Origin of the sequence: Niveibacterium terrae, assembly GCF_048213115.1 — a bacterium.
Taxonomy (GTDB): domain Bacteria; phylum Pseudomonadota; class Gammaproteobacteria; order Burkholderiales; family Rhodocyclaceae; genus Niveibacterium; species Niveibacterium terrae.
The window spans coordinates 601,550-620,093 of record NZ_CP172404.1 but is presented as its reverse complement, the minus strand read 5'-3'; the positions used below and the strand labels follow the sequence as shown (position 1 = coordinate 620,093).

At 59.0% G+C, this 18,544-nt stretch carries 14 protein-coding genes, 1 tRNA gene and 1 pseudogene; 4 read left to right on the top strand and 12 right to left on the bottom strand.

Going from position 1 to position 18,544, the window contains the following annotated elements:
* Positions 1–167: 167 nt before the first annotated feature.
* Both nrdD and nrdG read left to right on the top strand, forming a co-directional pair.
* Positions 168–2,303 carry an anaerobic ribonucleoside-triphosphate reductase gene (gene nrdD, locus ACHFB9_RS03020; protein ID WP_417069500.1) on the top strand — a complete coding sequence of 712 codons (2,136 nt, stop codon included), beginning with the start codon at positions 168–170 and terminating at the stop codon, positions 2,301–2,303.
* Positions 2,303–2,788, top strand: a complete 486-nt coding sequence (gene nrdG, locus ACHFB9_RS03015; RefSeq protein ID WP_417069499.1) for an anaerobic ribonucleoside-triphosphate reductase activating protein — start codon at positions 2,303–2,305, stop codon at positions 2,786–2,788. The genes nrdD and nrdG overlap by 1 nt, the downstream gene beginning before the upstream one ends.
* Positions 2,789–3,195: 407 nt before the next feature.
* On the opposite strand, the gene ACHFB9_RS03010 is transcribed toward nrdG, so the two are convergent.
* The gene (locus ACHFB9_RS03010) at positions 3,196–3,768 is read right to left on the bottom strand and encodes a recombinase family protein (RefSeq protein WP_417069498.1); all 573 of its coding nucleotides are present in this window, start codon (positions 3,766–3,768) and stop codon (positions 3,196–3,198) included.
* A 665-nt stretch (positions 3,769–4,433) separates the two neighbouring features.
* Here ACHFB9_RS03010 and cysC point away from each other — a divergent pair.
* Complete coding sequence (gene cysC, locus ACHFB9_RS03005) at positions 4,434–4,961, top strand: adenylyl-sulfate kinase (protein ID WP_417069497.1); 528 nt, start codon at positions 4,434–4,436, stop codon at positions 4,959–4,961.
* Here cysC and ACHFB9_RS03000 read toward each other — a convergent pair.
* From ACHFB9_RS03000 to ACHFB9_RS02980, 5 genes are all read right to left on the bottom strand, one after another.
* Entirely contained in the window at positions 4,948–5,232 is a 285-nt protein-coding gene (locus ACHFB9_RS03000) for a PqqD family peptide modification chaperone (RefSeq protein WP_417069496.1), read from the bottom strand. The two genes, cysC and ACHFB9_RS03000, sit on opposite strands and share 14 nt — an antisense overlap.
* Before the next feature lie 16 nt (positions 5,233–5,248).
* Positions 5,249–6,157, bottom strand: coding sequence for a sulfotransferase domain-containing protein (locus ACHFB9_RS02995; protein ID WP_417069495.1), 909 nt, complete (start codon positions 6,155–6,157; stop codon positions 5,249–5,251).
* Positions 6,154–7,074: a hypothetical protein gene (locus tag ACHFB9_RS02990; protein ID WP_417069494.1), complete on the bottom strand. Its 921-nt coding sequence runs from the start codon at positions 7,072–7,074 to the stop codon at positions 6,154–6,156. The genes ACHFB9_RS02995 and ACHFB9_RS02990 overlap by 4 nt, the downstream gene beginning before the upstream one ends.
* 311 nt (positions 7,075–7,385) lie before the next feature.
* The gene (locus tag ACHFB9_RS02985) at positions 7,386–9,059 is read right to left on the bottom strand and encodes an ABC transporter ATP-binding protein (protein ID WP_417069493.1); all 1,674 of its coding nucleotides are present in this window, start codon (positions 9,057–9,059) and stop codon (positions 7,386–7,388) included.
* Entirely contained in the window at positions 9,044–10,900 is a 1,857-nt protein-coding gene (locus tag ACHFB9_RS02980) for an asparagine synthase-related protein (protein WP_417069492.1), read from the bottom strand. The genes ACHFB9_RS02985 and ACHFB9_RS02980 overlap by 16 nt, the downstream gene beginning before the upstream one ends.
* Before the next feature lie 373 nt (positions 10,901–11,273).
* Between ACHFB9_RS02980 and ACHFB9_RS02975 the strand changes: the two genes are divergently transcribed.
* Positions 11,274–12,869: a lasso peptide biosynthesis B2 protein gene (locus ACHFB9_RS02975; protein ID WP_417069491.1), complete on the top strand. Its 1,596-nt coding sequence runs from the start codon at positions 11,274–11,276 to the stop codon at positions 12,867–12,869.
* A gap of 184 nt (positions 12,870–13,053) precedes the next feature.
* Here ACHFB9_RS02975 and ACHFB9_RS02970 read toward each other — a convergent pair whose 3' ends face one another.
* The 6 genes and pseudogenes from ACHFB9_RS02970 to ACHFB9_RS02945 all read right to left on the bottom strand — a co-directional run bounded on the left by ACHFB9_RS02970 (position 13,054) and on the right by ACHFB9_RS02945 (position 18,542).
* Positions 13,054–13,554 (bottom strand): hypothetical protein, encoded by a 501-nt coding sequence (locus ACHFB9_RS02970; RefSeq protein ID WP_417069490.1) that lies wholly within the window; start codon positions 13,552–13,554, stop codon positions 13,054–13,056.
* 145 nt (positions 13,555–13,699) lie between these two features.
* A pseudogene (locus tag ACHFB9_RS02965) lies at positions 13,700–14,850 on the bottom strand (IS3 family transposase).
* Between the two features lie 471 nt (positions 14,851–15,321).
* The gene (locus ACHFB9_RS02960; RefSeq protein ID WP_417069489.1) at positions 15,322–15,684 is read right to left on the bottom strand and encodes a hypothetical protein; all 363 of its coding nucleotides are present in this window, start codon (positions 15,682–15,684) and stop codon (positions 15,322–15,324) included.
* Positions 15,684–17,273, bottom strand: a complete 1,590-nt coding sequence (locus ACHFB9_RS02955) for a site-specific integrase (protein WP_417069488.1) — start codon at positions 17,271–17,273, stop codon at positions 15,684–15,686. The genes ACHFB9_RS02960 and ACHFB9_RS02955 overlap by 1 nt, the downstream gene beginning before the upstream one ends.
* A 214-nt stretch (positions 17,274–17,487) precedes the next feature.
* Positions 17,488–17,564: transfer RNA gene (locus ACHFB9_RS02950), tRNA-Pro, on the bottom strand.
* 48 nt (positions 17,565–17,612) lie between these two features.
* A complete protein-coding gene (locus ACHFB9_RS02945; RefSeq protein WP_417071322.1) occupies positions 17,613–18,542 on the bottom strand; it encodes a polyprenyl synthetase family protein in 930 nt (309 codons plus the stop codon).
* Positions 18,543–18,544 lie beyond the last annotated feature (2 nt).

Here is an 18,544-nt window from a genome sequence, read left to right as displayed (position 1 = left end):
CCACTACGGACAGGATGTCAAGAGTTGTCGAAAGGGGGGCAAAAGGGCTATAGTCCGCCCCCCAAAAAGCCAGGCGAGCAGTCGGATATTCCAGCGCCCCGGATCCCCCCGGACCGGAGGACATGTGTCTGATGATGACCCGCAAACCAGAGACACAGGAGTACCGGATGCTGAAAGTGACCAAACGCGACGGCGCCATCGTCGAATACAACGTCGCAAAGATTGCCGCCGCCTGCGAGCGCGCGGCGCGCGCCGCGAATCATCCCTCCCCGGGCCGACTCGCACTCAGCATCGCAACCCAGGTCGAAGAACAGTGCCAGGCCAGCAGCGCCCGCACGCTCGACATCCCGGCCATCCAGGAAATGGTCGAGAACGCGCTGATGAAGGACTGCCCCGAAGTCGCGCGGGTCTATATCCAGTACCGCCACGACCGCGACACGACCCGCTCGCAAGGCTCGGAGCTGCACGCCAAGCTGATGGGCCTCGTCCACAAGACCGACATCGAAGCGACGACCGAGAACGCGAACAAGGACGCGAACGTCTTCCCGGTCATGCGCGACCTGATGGCCGGCATCGTCTCCAAGCAGTTCGCAAGCAACTTCCTGCCCAAGGACATCCAGGAAGCGCACCGCGAGGGCGAGATCCACTTTCACGACCTCGACTACTCGCCCTTCCTGCCCTTCACGAACTGCTGCCTCGTCGACCTGAAAGGCATGCTCGACAAGGGATTTCGCCTGGGCAACGCGAAGATCGAGAGCCCGCGCTCGATAGGCGTGGCCTGCGCGGTCACCTCCCAGATCATCGCTCAGGTCGCCAGCCACCAGTACGGCGGCACGACGATCCCCAACATCGATCAGACCCTCGCCCCCTACGTCCAGAAGACCTACGAGAAGAATCTCGAGGTCGCGCGCCAGTACGGCATCGCGACGCCTGAAGACTATGCGCGGGAGCGGACCGAGAAGGAGACCTATGACGGGATGCAGGCCTGCGAGTACGAGATCAACACGCTGTTCAGCTCCAACGGCCAGCAGCCCTTCGTGACCTTCTCGTTCGGCATGGGCACCAGCTGGCAGGAACGCGCGATCCAGCGCTCGATCCTGCAGATCCGGATCAAGGGTCTGGGGCGCGACGGAGTGACGCCGGTCTTCCCGAAGCTGGTGATGTTCATGGAAGAAGGGATCAACCTGAGGCCCGAGGACCCGAACTATGACATCAAGCAGCTGGCGCTCGAGTGCACGTCCAAGCGGATGTACCCGGACATCATCTCGACGAAGCTGAACCGTCAGATCACCGGCTCCAGCATTCCGGTCTCGCCGATGGGCTGCCGCAGCTTCCTGTCGGTTTGGCGCGACGAGTCGGGCAAGGAAGTACTCGACGGCCGCAACAACCTCGGCGTCGTCAGCCTCAACCTGCCGCGCATCGCAATCGAAGCCAAGGGCGATCAGGCGCGCTTCGACGAGATCTTCGAGGCGCGACTGGAACTGTGTTTCCGCGCGCTGATGTGCCGCGTCCATCGCCTGGAAGGCGTCAAGGCCAATGTCGCCCCCATCCTCTATTCGGAAGGCGCTTTCGGCATCCGGCTCGACCCGCAGCAGGACATCATGGCCTTGTTCAAAAATGGCCGGGCCTCGATTTCGCTGGGCTATATCGGCCTGCACGAGGTCGGCACTCTGATGTTCGGCCAACACCCCTTCGACAGCGCCGAATGCCAGAGCTTCCTGCACGGCATCGTCGAGAGGATGAGCGCCGCAACGAAGCGCTGGACGCGCGAGACCGGTTTCGCTTTTTCGCTGTACTCGACGCCGAGCGAATCGCTGTGCAACCGCTTCTGCAAGCTGGACAAGGAGCGTTTCGGCGTCATCGCCGAGGTCACCGACAAGGGCTATTACACGAACTCCTTCCACCTCGACGTGTTCCGCAAGGTCAACCCCTTCGAGAAGATTGACTTCGAGACCGGCTTCGCCAAGCACGCCAGCGGCGGCCACATCAGCTATGTGGAATTGCCGAACATGCGCCACAACATCAAGGCGCTCGAAAAAATCTGGGACTACGCGGTCGAGCATGTGCCCTACTTCGGCACCAACACGCCGGTCGACTCGTGCGGCAAGTGTGGCTTCATGGGCGAGACCCTGACGACCGAGAACGGCTTCACCTGCCCGGATTGCGGCAACACTGACAGCAGCTCGCTTTCGGTAACCCGGCGCGTCTGCGGCTATCTGGGCAGCCCGAACTCGCGCCCGTTCAACCCCGGCAAACAGAAAGAGATGATCCGCCGCGTCAAGCACGTCGGCGACGCACACTGATGAACTACGATCGCTACTACACCTGCGATCTCGTCAACGGTGAAGGCATACGCGTCACGCTCTTCGTGACCGGCTGCCTTCACGCCTGCAAGGGCTGTTATAACCGCTCGACCTGGGACCGCAAGGCCGGCAAGCCCTTCACGGATGAAGTCCGGGATGCGCTGCTGGCCGCTTGCGCAACACACGACGGCCTGAGCCTGTCGGGTGGAGATCCGCTCTTCCCGGCCAACCGACCCGCGATCCTCGATCTGTGCCGCGAGTTCAAACGCCGCTACCCGGACAAGGACATCTGGCTGTGGACCGGCTACCTGTTCGAGGAAGTCGCCGATCTCGAGATCCTGCGCTTCGTCGATGTCGTCATCGACGGTCGCTTCGAGCAGGACAAGCTCACCAGCGAGCCCTGGCGCGGATCGGCCAACCAGCGCCTGATCCGGCTAGCCCTCGCTCGGCAAACCGAAGCGGCTGCCCCAGAACCCCTCAGCTGAGGCCGTTTCCCCGCCCGCCACCGCTCCTTGCTGCGCGTAAACGAAAAAGCCGGATCAACCATTGGCTGATCCGGCTTTTGAAACCTGGTCGGGGTGAGAGGATTCGAACCTCCGGCCTCTACGTCCCGAACGCGCATTGTTTATTTGTACCATACCCCGAGTTGAGGGTAAATTCATTATAAATCAATGGATTGTGTTTGTGTTGTATTTTTATGTCTCGTTTAAATTGAGTGGCAAAATCAAAAAATTGCCATCGTTTTACCACCAGTTTTTTGGCTTAAAAAAACCTACCACTGTATTGCCACACATTACTTTTTCGCGAACTTGAAAGAATGTGAGCCGCAGAATGCATCACTGTTGTTGGCGATGTGTCGAACCAAGTGGCATTCCGCAGCCCACGGAATTTTCTATCGAGTTTGTTCTTTCTGATGGTCTGTATACATGGAGTACATCGTTGAACGTGATACTCCAAACTGTTGTGCAATATCGGCGACGGAGAGTTCTCGGTGCGTCATCATCGCTATTGCAGCGTTTCTCTGCTTATCGGTCAGGCGTTGCGGGCGTCCTCCTTTTTGCCCTCGGACTCTGGCTGCGGCTAGGCCTGCCAGGGTCCGTTCCTTCACGAGTTCCCGTTCGAACTCGGCCAATGCCGCGAACATGTGAAAGACTAGTTTTCCTGTTGGGCCTGAAGTATCGATAGTTTCTTTCAGCGACTTGAACTTCACGCCGCGAGTTTCAAGGTCGTTAACGATACGGATGAGGTCGGCAAGACTTCGTCCGAGCCGGTCCATTCGCCAAACAACTAGTGTGTCGCCAGAGCGCAGCGCCTTGAGGCAATGTTCCAGCTCTGGGCGGTCTGTATTTTTCCCGCTCGCTTTGTCTTCGTAGATGCTAACGGCTCCGGCTTCTTGTAGAGCATCTCGCTGTAAGTCGAGAGTCTGCTCCTGAGTGCTTACTCGCATGTATCCAATAATCGCCATAACGACCCCTTTCTGGATGATGATTGTTTAACGAGAAACTGAACATCTAAAGGGGTATAGGAAGGCGAGAGCAGGATGAATGCGGGAATGTCCAAAAAGCCATCGATTTTTGGACGCAGGCTTGGGCCTGCTTACTAGATGCAGATTCTGCTGGATATGACCACCCGTTCTGATGACTCGTGATCACCTCGCTGTTCACTCGTGCGCAGGCTACTGATTACTGATCAGCTGCTATTTGTCTGCAATTCGGCCAAACCGGACATTGCTACTGCGCGCCAAACATGTCCGCAATGCAGCGGACAGCAGTCATCGCTTAGGGGGCTGGAGTGAATGACTGCTTTCGGGTGATTAGAGGCGGCGCTCTAAGGCCGGTTCGTGCCTATTTCGGACAAACACTACTACGAAGAAAGCCCAATGGTAAGGCGGGTCGATTGATCCGCCCTACAGAGTCCGAGCTACTTGGCTGGCGCTTCGGCTGCAGCTGAACAGGTGGCGGCGACTATTTCATCGCCTGACTGATCGAAGGCCGATGGTGCTTCTGCGTCTTGCAGAAATGCACCACTTCTACATCAATCAAATTCTGTTTTCCCTGTGCAAGTTGCAGCTCAAAGAATTGCCGGCATTGAGCGACCTCGCTTACCATAAGGCAGTTTTTTCGATACGGAATGGAAATGAGTCAAGCATGCACCCTCTGGTTCACCGGTCTGTCCGGAGCGGGGAAAACCACTCTCGCCAACGAAGTAGCCCATCGTCTCAGAGAGGGAAACCACCCGGTCTTCGTGCTTGATGGCGACGTGGTCAGGACAGGACTTTGCAGCGACCTCGGCTTCTCGCTCGAAGACCGTAGCGAAAACATTCGCCGCGTGGCCGAAGTCGCCCGGCTCTTCAACCTCACCGGGACCATCGTCATCGCCGCGCTGATCTCCCCGCTGCGGGAAGACCGGGCGCGGGCGAAATTCATCATCGGACCGGACCGATTCCTTGAAATCTGGCTCTCCACCCCACTCGACACTTGCGAACAGCGCGACGTCAAGGGACTCTATGCCAAGGCCCGGCAGGGCTTGATTCAGGGATTCACCGGCATTTCCTCCCCTTACGAAACCCCGGAAACAGCGGATCTGGTTCTGGATACGTCATGGAAAAGCCCGAACGATTGCGCGGAGAGGATTCTGGAACTCGTCAATCCCGTCTGATCAAGCCCTGATCCAGCAAACGGTCAAGCGTTTGCAGGACTTGCGCTTCGCAGACCGCCGCATCCACCGCGTAGCGCGCGCACAAAATCTCGCAGAGCCCCCCCACCGCAACCGGCTCGCTCATCAGATTCCAGATCGCCTGCGCGGTCGGATTCAGGCCAACATAACAACCCGTTTCCACATTCGAAACCACCATGTCGCCTGCCACGTCGGCGGTCACGCACCCGGAAACCTGAACCACGCGGTCCTGCAATTGCACTTTTTCGATCATTCCGTTTTCCTGCCTGTCAGTCGAGATAACCCAATTCCCGCATCACCCGGCCATGCTGGCCGACAATCCGGTCCACTTGCTTTTCGGTCAGCGCCTCCCGCCAACCGCCAGCCTTGCCCGAGCGGAAAAAAGGCGTATCGCTTTTTCCGCGCTCCCTGAAGCCTTCTTTTTCTTCCTGAGCCTTGAGTTGCCTGAAATCCGACGCGCTCACCGCCCCTTCAAGCTCGGATTCCGAATACGGAATGCCCGACCAGTCGAGTACGGCCCGGAAGCACCCCGAAGTATCCGCGAGCATATCCTCGTAGCGCAGTACCATCTTGCGCTCGATGGGGCTGTCGATCCAGCTTTCGACATGCCCACTCCAGTCGTACATCAACTGGGGCAACTGCCTACAAAGTCGATTCTTGTCCATGCACAAGCCTGCGCCCGGGTCACACAGCATGTCCACCGACTCGTCCAGGGTCTTGTTGAAAAACGGAGCCATCGAAACCGCCACATCCAGCGGATTGCGCACGATATAAATGCAGCCGAGCGATACCTCGGGCGGAAAGAGCGCCTCGCCGGATGAGGTTCGCCGCCAGGCATCGTGCACCTTCATCCAGCAAGGCAATCTTAGCAGAGCGGCGAAATCGCGATACGCACGTGGCCGCAGGCGATCCACGAGCGCAGGATTCAAATTGCAGAATGGCTCGCCCACCATGCTCTCAAACAGCCGGGCACTGCTAGCGATCGGTCCGGAATACGGGGTATCTAGCTGTTGCAGGCTCACGACCTGTCCGCGACTTTTCACCAGATTCGCCAGCAGGGTTCGCATCCAGGTATTGCCAGATTTCGGATAAGACGCGAGCCAGACAATCCCGCCCGGATTCGGGATACCTTCCGTACCCGAGCGAGCCCACACGGGACTTCGGGAGAACGTATTCATGACAGGATCGCCGCTTCGATAGAATCCAGAACCTGCGGCATGGCCTCCAGCAAGCGGGGCCGTTCCACATGCAGAACAGGGACCGATTGCGCGAGGGTGCAACAGTGGGCGAAATAGGTGGTATTGGCCTTGATGCCATGCACAATGGCATTGCGGAACAGATTCGCCTCGATGGCCCTGATCGCTTTGATGCCGGAGAGGGGAACCAACTTCACTTGATACCGGTGGTCCGCGTCAATGGTAAAGATCGCTTTGAGGTCGAGCCAGTCTTGCCGCGCGGGCGGCACCCGGAACTGGAACTTGTTCCTTCGGAGCAAGACCGGTTCGTTCGGACGATCTTGCCACCCGACATGGGCAATGCTGTTTTCCCAGAGCTTGATACGCGGAATGCCGGGAGAAACCCGCCGGGTTTCGATATCCAGCACACATAAATCGTCGGACCAGACGGTATAGCCGCGTTCCTGAAGAGCTGCGGCAAGCGTAGACTTCCCCGCGCCTGAATCGCCCGCAACCAGAACCGCTCCAGACGGAGTTTCCACTACGCCGGCATGAAAGGGCATCATTCCGCGCTGGTAACACAATGCCGCCAAGCACGTGCCGTACAGGTAAACCAGCAAATCCGGCCCCGGTTCTGCCACGAGCGGTTCGCAGACGATCTCGCGCCCCTCGCGCACTAGATACCGGGCGCAATCTGGCACATTGAGAAGCAGCGTCCGGTTCTGGATGCTGAAGAGCGCGCGAGAGAATTCCGGCACTTCGAGCGATTCCGGAACTGCTCCAAGCACGATGCGCACATCCTCGGACTCGGGAGGAAAAGGAAAAAAACCGAGTTCCGGCAACAGGATATCGCTGCTCAGGTTCAGTCCGAAAAGGCGGTAGGCATATGGCCCGGTTTCCTGCGATGAAGAAGCGGTCATTCGAAAGTCATCTCCAAAAACAAAACACCATTTTTTGACCGTCTTTCCCGGTTAAGTATTCGACCGAAATCGTTTTAAAAATCGCGTCATTCTGGCGAAGGCCGGAATCCAGCGCGATGCATGCAAAAACCTCTGGATTCCGGGTTAAGCTCGGAATGACGAAATTCCAAACGGTTTGCCTGTTTTACTTCGTTACCGAAAATCCTTCAGCATCGATTCACCCCCTCTTCTGCAAGCGGGGTAGGGTTGGGGAGTGGGACGATCTTTCTTTGAGTCAACGGCATCGCACCTGCCGGATGGCAAACCATCCCTCAGGCCACAACCCTCTGTCCGTTTTCCAGCCTCACCGTGAAATCGGCTAGTTCCAGCAAGGCCGGGCGGTGGGCCACAATCACGATGCCGACCTTTCCTCGCAGCCGTGCGATGGACTGCGCGATCTTCGCCTCGTTCTCCGCATCAAGTTGGCTCGTCACCTCGTCGAGCACCAAGAGCCACGGATCGCGCAACAAGGCCCGCGCCAGCGCCAGCCTTTGCCGCTCCCCGCCTGAAAAGAGTCCGCCCCGCTCGCCGACCGGCGAATCCAGCCCTTCCGGACGCTGGCGCACGAAATCCGCCGCCGCCGCGTCTTCCAGCGCATGCCACAAGGCCTCGTCGTCCGCATCCGGTCGCGCGAGCTTCAGGTTATCCCGAACCGTGCCCGGCAGGAGCAGCGCATCCTGCGGCACATACGCGACCTTGTGCCGCCATTCCAAACGGGTTTGCGCCCCCAGCGGCACGTTATCGAGCAGAAAGGCCCCTTCGTCGGGCGGCAAGAGGCCGAGCATCACGTCCGCGAGCGTGCTCTTGCCCGCGCCGGACGGGCCCACAAGGCCCAGAATCGAGTTTCGCGGCATATCCAGCGAAACGGCATCGAGCGCGCGCTTTCCCGGATAAAACACGCTCACCCGGTCCAGTTTCAACATCGTGGGCGGCGTCAAGCCTTGCGGGGCGACCGGGGTTTCGCGGGCCGCGCGGCAATCCCGCAAGATCGACTGCAAGCTGGCAAATGCAGGCAGCATGTGGCCCAGCAACTGGAAATTTTGCTGCAACTGGTTGGCGGCGGGAACGATCCGCATGACGAGCAGCATGAAGATCAGAATCGCGGCAACTGGCAAATGCAACACCTGCCAGCCCAAAAAGAACACCGCGATCAAACCGCTCAGCCCGCCCAGTTCCGAAAACCTGCGCCAGCGCGATTGCGCGCGGACGAAGCGGATTTGCTCCTCGCTCTGGCGGCGTGCAGATTCCTCCAGCAAGCGGCCCTGTTCGGCTTCCACGGAAAAAGTCTTGAAGATCTTCAGGCCCTGCAAGAGCCTTTGCAAGGTCGCCGTCGCTTGCTGGTTCACCTTGCCAAAGGCCACGCCCAGCGATTGGGACTGGCGCAACTGATGGCGAATCATCCAGGCGGCGAGGCCCAGCAGCCCTGCCGCGACCAAGGTCAGCGGTACCGATAGCCAGAGCGCCGCCGCGAGATACCCCGTGACAAGCGCGCCGTTCACCGCGATCTGCAAGATATGGAAAGTCCCTTGGCTGATCCGGCCCAGATCGTCTTTGCATGTATGCAGCAAGTGGGCGTGATCGAGCCCGGCCAGATAGCGCCATTCCGCACCGAGGAGCGCACGCCCGATTTCCACTCGCAGTGTTTCGACAAAGCCGCAACGCAAGCGAGCCAGATGGATTTCGCGGAAATGCGAAAAAAGCATTCGCGCCACGATCAGGAGTCCCGCCATGGCGAACACGGGTGGCCAGCCACCGGGCAGACCGAGCGGCACCAGAAAGCGGTTCAGCATGCGTGGCGGTTGGTGATTCAGCAAGCCTTGCAGAATCGGCAAGAGCAGAATATAGCCCAGACTGTCGGCCAGCGTGGCAGCTAGCAACAGGGCCGATAAGCCGGACAGGCGGCGCGCGCCCTCGAAACGGACCAGCGCGGTCAGGAAGGATCGCATTGGCGATCATCTCGCTTGGCATCGCGCAATTGCTGGGCGTATTCCAGAAAAAACCCGAACACAAGCCCCCGGCAAAGCGTGTTTTGGGCTTCGGCCCACAGCCACTGGTCGGCATCGGGAACAAGGCGGTCCAGAACGCCCTGCATGGCCTCCAGATCGATCCATTCGCGCACGAGCGGAACCGCCCGGAAACGGTCGATACAGGACTGAATCGCGCCGCGCTCTTCCATAAGGCGGGCGCACAAATCCGCACCCTGCACCGCCTTGGACGGGCAATCCAGCACCTTGTCCGGCAAACGCCCGCGCATTCCTTGGCGCACCAGCCCCTTTTGCTTTCCGCCGTTCCAGAACACCCAATCCGGTACCGAATAGCACAATTCCACCATCCGGCGATCGCCGGTCGGGTCCAGAACCGAAACCCCGTAGGCCCGGCCGATCGGAGTCCAAACCCGGCCCACGCGTCCTGTCAGCACGGACAGGCGCATCCGGTTTGCGTCTTGCGGCAGAAAATCGCGTTCGGCCTCCTCGCGCCGAACCGGCAAAAGGCCGGCTTCAAACCGGGCCCGCTGGTCCGGGGCCAGCAGGGCGACGCGGCTTTCTAGCCACGGGTTTGGGCGGCGAGGCCGCAGGAATGCGAGCACCGGGCGGGCAATATGCCCAAGCTGCCGCCGGACAAAGCGCCGCCATCCAGCCCGCCCGCAGACGGCACTCGCGGCCTGTCTCCAGTCGCCATGCGCGAGCGCGGACCAAAAATATCCGAGCCCCGGCCAGGAAAGCGTGACGTTGCCAAACTGGCCTTGCAAAAGCGTACTTGCCCCGTCCTCCGAGGCCAGCCGCGCCATGCTTTCCAGCCAGTGATAATTGGAATTAGCTTCGGGCAAGCCGATATCGCGGACCGAGCGGGCGAGCGCATCCACGATGGACACCGCCGCCGAAACCGCCCTATGGCTGGCCGTGCCGACCTGCGTGGCCGTAGCCGCAGCATAATCCCATTCGTTCACGATGGGCCGCTCCACCGACCCCGTTTGCCGGGCCGGCACCAGAGTATAGGCATGCAGCGCCTGACCGCGCCGCCGGGCTTGCGGCCCTGCGATGGCGGCCACCGAACCCGAATCCAGACCGCCGCTCAAGGTAATCGCCAGAGGGCCTTGCGCGGGCAGCGCGTCTTCCACACACTGCGCCAATACCTCGCGGAAACGCTGCTCGTGTTCTTGCCGGGACAAATCGGCCCGCACCGGCGTTTTCTCCGGAAACCACCAGCGTCGGATTTTCGTCCCGCTCGCAGTCCGGGTCAGCGAGGCACCAACCGGGATCGCACCGATCCCCTTCCAGAAAGTACGCCGGTTATCTTGCGCTCGCACGCGAATCATCAATTCGCACAAAATGGCCTCGTCCACGTCTGGCGCGGGCAGACCTTCCAGTTTCAGCAAGGAGGGCAGATGGCTCGCCACCGCGATGCCGTCCGGCAGTTCGCGGAAAAACCAGCCGAGGTTCGGGTTGGCATCCCGCGCCATCCAGACGCGGCCATCCTGCCAGCGCACCCACAGACACCAGTTCCCGTACAGATGCGCCGGCGCGGCCTCGCCCCAGCGGTCCCAAGCCGCGAAAACGCGATCTGCGTCATCCGTGAAATCCGCGCCGCCGCATTCCCGATCCAGCGTCTCTCGCGCGCCGAGCCGGGCGCAGGCGAAAACCACTGTGCTGCCCTGCTCGCGGACTTTGGCGACCATGCCGGATTCCGGCAGCAGGCTCCAGCCCACCCGCCATTCCGGACCGGTGACGATGTGGGCATGGCCCGTGCCCCCGCCCGCTTTCCCGGAAATTAATAAGCTGTGGATCATTCCGCACCCCGAATCAGGTTCACTCCGCGCATTTTGCCGTGCAAAAAGAGGCGAAACAAGGCGGTTTCGCTCCAAACCGAAAAAGCCCTTGCACGAATCAGGCTTCGTAGCTAGATTCTGGCTTGCGGCATTTTATTGTTTCCAACAGGGAGCAACACATGGATCAGCAAGTTGAAAAACTCAAATGGGAAGCCCCGGAAGTCACCGTCTTCGCCCTGAGCGAAGCGGAGGGGGTTGGGACGAACAACCAAGAGGGCGATAGCAGCAACTCTTAAACTGCAGTACTCGCCACACCCCCAAAACCGGATAGCCGTGGCGATCCGGTTTTTTCTTGCCCTGCTTGATCCACCGCGTGCCAGCCGGTATAAGGAATATGTCGCCCTTTCCTTTTCCCGCAATGCCTTCAGCCCCAATCATCCAGCACAAAATTCTTGTTCTTCGCAGCCTGCTGCCTTTAGCTGTCGCCGTGTTGCAAGTGCGCTTTCTGCCCTTTGCTCGGCTTGCCGCGCGGCTGCGCGAACCGCTCTCCGCCGCTTCCGGACAGAGCCGGGAAAATGAAATCCGCACCGCACAGGCCGTAGGCCGAGCCATTCGCCGGGCCGCCGAGCGCTTGCCCTTCGCTGCGGTTTGCCTGCCGCAGGCACTGGCCGCCCATGCCCTTTTGCGACGGAGGGGCATTCCCGGCACGCTGCATCTGGGCGTGCGCCGCACTGAGGACGGAACACTCCCGGCCCATGCTTGGTTGAGCTGCCACAGCACGCCTATTCTGGGCCACGAAGAAATCGACACATTCACCCTTCTCCACGAGTTCAGCCCGATATCCTCCCCGCTCTTCGCCGACCCCTGCCTGAAAATAATTTGCGACGCCTGCCAGTTCGATATCCAGCCCGATACGGCGATCCCCTTGCCGGAAAACTGGAAACACCTGCTCGAACTAGCCGACCGCCACCGCGTCGCCCCCCTGCTGCTGCATCACCTGAAAAAATATCCGGCCGGCATGGTCGAACCCAAACTGATGTCGGGACTGATCCAGCGGCAGGAAGCCGTCACACGGCAAAACATGCTGTCCGTTGCCGTGCTCACCCGCATCGCCAAGCTTTTTGAAGAACAGAAAATCGATTTCCTGTTGCTGAAGGGGCTCTCCGTCGGGATGCGCTATTACCCGAATCCGAACCTGCGGCACTCCCGCGATCTGGATTTACTGATCCGGCCGGAGCAGTTCGAGCTGGCCGAAAAATTAATGAAAGAGATGGGATTTGAAAGAACAGAATTCGAACCTACACGGGATTGGCACAAGGAGCTACAGTTCAAACAGGAATATCACTTTGAATACCACTGCTCCCGAACCGGCATGACGGTGGAGCTCCACTGGCGACTCTCTATAAACCCCTATGGTTATCAGGTTTCGTTTGACGAACTCATGGCTAAGTCCAAAGTCATGAAACTTGGGGCTAGTCAGATCCGGACGATGGAGGAACTGGAGCAGTTCGTCTACCTGTGCGAACACGGCAGCAAGCATTTCTGGTTCCGGATCAAGTGGTTGGCGGATATTTATGCGGTCATTCGGGATTCCCGATTCGACGCTGAAGCAGCTTGGAAACAGTGCAAAAAAACAAAATCAGGCCGGGCGGTTGCCTTGGCAATGGATATGACTAAAGAACTATTTGGGCAGGAGGACTTACTCAATCTCCACCGCGCCCCCCCCTTGTTGATATCACACACACGAATCTGTATCCAGCACTCTTCCGAAATCATCTCGCAGCATCGCACTCTAGTGCGTATCCTCAAAGAGGAGTTTGTTTGCAATATCCTGCTGCGTCCGAACTGGAAATCGCAATTGTGGAACTACCGCTTACTGATTTGGAGAGGCAGCTTCCTTGAGCAAGCAAACTATCCTGCGCCCCTGAAAATCATCTACCCTTTTCAACGAATGGCCCATTGGATATTCAAGAGAATCCAGTTCACATGAGCCATCACCGGTAAAATCGCCGTTCGCGACATGATGAATATAAGCAGCGAGGGCGGGCCAGAAAGGAGCCGATATGGCCCGAGAAACCGGTATTTATCGAAGAGGGGATTCCCGATTCTGGTGGTTCAATACCGTACTCCCTAACGATGAACGCTTATGCGGAAGTGTTGCTGCGCGTCCTAAATTACCCAGGGGAAAGCCAGCCAAACAGTGCATTATCGGGGGCAGGATTGATGGTTGAAAGCGTATGGCGAATGCCCGCTGGTGCCAGTTCAATATACCCGCCAAGTTCGGCTCTCCAGCGGATCTCGCATGGCTCATCGCTAAATTGAAGCGTGAGCATTGCACTTTCAGAGCTGCTAGCACTTAGCAGCATTTGACCCATTCGCGCCTGAAACCGGCTAACCGGCAAGATTAGCCAGCGGCCAACCTCTCTTTGCATCTCGGGTAGCTGTCGATACAACTCCCACCCTTCCCGATTGCAGTATCGCAGACGTGGTTGTGGAGGGCTGGCGTGCCGGTAGGCGGGAGCAGACAGGCATACCAAGGCGGTATCGGCCAGGTGCAGCGCGAGACCAAGGCGCAGCACACTTTGAGTTTGCTGGGCGGGAATGTTATGCGTAAAGGCTTCCAACCCACATAGCTGTTGGCCAAGCAAATGATCGAGATTAATTAGTGGCTGCATGGGCTTCTCCTGATGGGTGATATATACCGCCATTATCAGGAGGGTGAATATCAGAACCCGTCGCGTGCAGTTGCTGCATAGCTGTTTGATCACGGCAACGTCAGCCAATATTGCATTGCGGTCGCATTGAATCGGCCCTAATTTCCTAGACAGACCCGAGCTTCATGAAATACTGCTTTTCGTAGTTTACCGGAGACATGCCGTTTGCGTGGCTATGTCGCCGTTTCGGGTTGTAGAACATTTCGATATAGTCAAAGACATCTCGGCGAGCTTCTTCACGGGTGGCGTAGATCTTCCGCTTGATCCGCTCGCGCTTGAGTAGTTGGAAAAAGCTCTCCGCGACCGCGTTGCCGTGGCAGTTGCCGCGTCGGCTCATGCTTCCCTTGAGCTTGTGTGTGCGTAGAAACGACTGCCAATCTTCGCTGCTGAACTGGCTACCTTGATCAGAATGAACCAGGACCTCGCAGCCCGGTTTGCGCCGCCAAACCGCCATCAGCAAGGCGTTCAGCGCCAGCTCAGCGGTCATCTGTGCGCTCATTGACCATCCGACAATTTGTCGCGAGAACAAATCCAGTACTGCAGCCAGGAACAACCAACCCTCATGCGTGCGGATGTAGGTGATGTCTGTGACCCAAACCTTGTTCGGTTCCGATACATCGAACTCCCGCTGCAGGTGATTGGGCGAGACATTGGCCGGACGACCTCCATAGCAGCCAGGGCGGCGGCCATAGCCTCTCAACGATTTCAAGCCGATCTGGCGCATCAGCCGAGCAACCCGATGCCTGCCGCACGACTCGCCCTGATCACGCAAATCCAGTGTGATCTTGCGATAGCCATACACGGAGCCGCTCTCCAGCCAGTGCTGTTTGATCAGCGCCTAAACGCGCAGGTCATCGCGGGCGCGCTCTGAGAGCGGCTGGGCACACCAAGCGTAGTAGCCGCTCGGATGGACCTTAAGCACCTTGCACATGCGCCGGATCGGCCACTTGCTCTGATGCGCCTCGATGAATGCGTACCTTACCCGGACTGCTTGGCAAAGTACGCCGCGGCTTTTTTTAGGATGTCGCGCTCCTCAGTCACCCGCTTGAGTTCCGCGCGCAGTCGCCGCAACTCTTCCTGCTGACCGTCATGGGCCTGGCGTTCCTGCGGCGTCTGGCTGTAGCGCTTGATCCAGACGTACAGGCTGTGAATGCTCACATCCAGACGGGCTGACACTTCAGACACGCTATGTCCGCGTTCGGTGACCTGTTTCACCGCTTCAATCTTGAACTCTTCCGGGTACCGTTTGTTGCTCATCGACACTTCTCCACTGGGACGCCTAGTTTAAGGCTTCGAAGTGTCTAGAAAAGCCGGGCCGATTCACCCCGTATCTCAAATCGTGGGTTTGACGCGTTGGACTAACGTGGGAACCGCTGACGGCTCTTGCTTCGGGTGGCACCGGAGAAGATGAGCACAAGCAGGGGAGCGGCGGCAAGTAGCGTTTGAGCAACGTGCGAGGCTTAATCAGCCGAGGACGGAGCGAGCGAAAGCTGCCATCAGTCGAAAAGTGTGCCCCCCCGCATGGGGAGTGGAGCTTGGCAGCTCCTTGCAGTGATAGCCGTGTCGTCCGCTTGGCGGCGAGTGGCACGAACTCTGACCCTGGCCGGTCAGATAGCGAGAAGAGGCAGTATTCCTTTGGTATTTTCAACTTGAGACCGGGGCATCACGCTCGATGCCCCGGTCATTTTCAGAAGGCCGATGTCGCCTGCACGCTCCGCCGCCGACAGGTCACTTAGTCTTTTTGAGCATCACCAGAAACTCCGGAGCAAACTCGATGGACACAAACCCTCGACGCACCAGCGCTTCACGCACGAAGCCCCAGGCGTCGCCAGCGAGGAGCTCACACATCTTGAGGTAGTGCGTCAACCATCCGCGACGCCGGTATCGCGGCGGCACATACACTTCGGCGACCGATAAGACGCCTTTAAGAGTGCCGAGATGCCCGCACGCGAGTTCGGGTTCATAGTCGACCGCGACGCGAAACCCTCGGCTCCGCAGATCTATTGATGCGGTTAGGCCGCGAGCGCGGGAGCGCTCGACGAATTCTATGGTTCGAAGCTCAACGGACAGCGCCTGGAGGGTTTGGGGCATTAGACCGCCCTCCGCTGAAAATCGAGCCTGACGACATTGCCGGCGAACACCGCGGGAACCAGCATCTCGCTGTCATCCTCCACGGACTGCGCCACTGCCGACTGTTCGTCCAGGACGTCCTTGAGCGTCACTGAGGCACCGGCTTTAAGGCGAAGTCGCCCGCGATGCGTCACAGACTCCTTATTCGAACCAAAGGCAACATCCAGCCGCTTGGCAAGGGCTTGGGTACAGAGATGAGCGTAGCGCATCAGCATGCGCACATCCCTATGCCCAGAGAAATGCTGCAGGTCAATCAGCGAGAAGCCTCCCGGCGTGTTGCGGCCAGCCTCGGCGACACTGGAGATCGCCTCATGACGCAGGTCGTGGATGTGCAGGCTGTCCTCACCAACGAGTCCGGCATGCATGCAAATGCGCCCCCAGGCCTTGCGGAGGCCATCCACGCTAATCGGAAAGACACATTCGTCGTCCTGCGGCAACCCCCGCAACAGTGCAACCAAGTCACTGCGCAGGGCCAGCTTGCGCGAGCGACCATTCTTCGTTTCTGGGAGGAAAGCAGTCTGGGCATCAAGGTCGACGTTATCCCAAGTCAAGGAAAGCGTTTCGCTACGACGCGCCCCGGTCATGAGCTGAAAGTGCACGAAGGTTTCCAGGAGAGGCACGTGCTCATGAGTCGCCTCGGCCTCGTCCATGAAGAGCCTGCGAGCACGGATGCGTCCGTACTTGCTGTGCGTCCCCTCACCTTTGCTTTCCACCAATCCGTCAAGGCGCGCCTCAATGCTTCGAGCCCGGTCCTCGACATGAGCCGCACGCAACAGACGAGCTTCCTCATCGCCCTTCAATCGCCGGTCTCGCTCGTTGTAATACCTCGGGCGACGCACGCCATCCATTGGGCTCTTGGCCGCGTGAATCCGCCAAGAGTCGATGGCGATGCGACAGACCGCAGAAAAGATGTCGATTTCTCGGTCCACAGTCGCTGGCGCGACAACCTGACAGCGCTCATCGATGTAGTCCCTGAAGTCGTCCGGAACGATAGAGGCAAAGCCTTTCCGGATGAACTTGCTCGCTTCGGAAGATTCCCGCACCTGTACGCCAGTCGGCGCACGGATTCTCATCGCCTTGACCTTGGGGTGCGGATTCGGGTGCTCGGCGACAATCCGCGCGAGTTCTTGCCGCGGGCAGCCCGCATCTTCGAGCATCGCGTTGATTTTGTAGCCAACGACCTCAAAGCTCTTTTGCCGAGGCGCCTCTTCCCGCAGGTAACGAATCATCAAGTCGGCAAAGCTGATCTTGAAACCTTCGGAATAGTCGATGAAGAGGCCCTGTTGTTGCTCGCTTTCCAGACGGGCCCTGATGGACTCGGCTTCAACCTTGCTGTTCGCGCGCAGCATCTGGTCCTTGCGCGAGCGGCTGCGGTCGCGTACTACATAGTAGTCGTCCAGACGGGCGAGCTTGGGTTTGAGCCCTTGGCCTGACAGAGACTTGCAGTAGGCTTCAGCCCGCTTCTTGGCGTTGTGGGCAAAGATCTGGGTCAGGTCGTCACGGTTCCTGACGGTGACCTCAAAACGGGAACGATTCTCGATGGACGCCATGGTCCGTACTCCAGTGGTTATGGAGCACGGTATACGTTGAGAGAGCGAGCATGATTTGTCGCTCGGCGCGCCTGGCAGCGAAAAGTGCCTGAGAACTGTAGGCAAACTTTTTTTTCGCCTGGGTCACAGTGGCAAGTTGCCACTGAGTTGCCACTGCGCTCCCCAAAAACAAAAACAGCGGGTTATATAACCCGCTGTTTTTGAAGGGAATTCCTGGTCGGGGTGAGAGGATTCGAACCTCCGGCCTCTACGTCCCGAACGTAGCGCTCTACCAGGCTAAGCTACACCCCGAAAAACAAAGCAGCTGCACCGAGGAACCAACCCAGTACTGCAGGGGTCTTAATGGTCCCGTGCAACTGCAAAGTCACATAATTGTAGCAGTGACTTTTTGAAAAGGGAAGAGGAAAGTACATCCAGAGCTCCTTTTGCCTTTTCCGCCTCCGCGACGGCAAGTGCACGCGTGCGCCCGAGCGCATCGGTTGCGCGGATCGCGGCCAGCACTTCGGCAAACACTTCGCGACCGCCGGTCTCGATCGCGCGGCGCACCACGCTGACCTGTTCCGGCGTACCGTGCTCGAGCACATGAATCAGCGGCAGGGTCGGCTTGCCTTCAGCCAAATCGTCGCCGAGGTGCTTGCCGGTCTGCGCTTCGTCCCCCGAATAGTCGAGCACGTCGTCGATCAGCTGGAAAGCCGCGCCGAGGTGGCGCCCGAACTCGCCTATCCTGTCCTGCCCCGCCTGATCGAGCCCGCCGAGGACAGCCCCGAGCCGGGCCGCGGCCTCGAACAGCATCGCGGTCTTGTAGTGGATCACCCGCAGATAGTCTTCGACGCTGATATCCGCATTGTGGACGTTCATCAGCTGCAGCACTTCGCCCTCGGCGATCACGTTGGTCGCATCCGAGAGGATCTGGATCGCCGGCATGCTGCCGACGGACACCATCATCTGGGACGCACGCGAGTAGAGGAAGTCGCCGACCAGAACCGATGCGGCGTTGCCAAACAGCGCGTTCGCGGTCTTGTTACCCCGCCTCATCTCGGACTCATCGACGACATCGTCGTGCAGCAGCGACGACGTATGGAGGAACTCGACGACAGCGGCGAGCTCGTAATGGTGTTCGCCGCGATAGCCCAGCGCATCGGCGACCAGCATCAGCAGGGCCGGACGCAGCCTCTTGCCCCCCGCGCCGATGATGTACTCGGCAACCTGCCGGATCAGCGCGACGTCCGAGCTCAGCCGCTCGCGAATCACGCGATCGAGGGCCGACATGT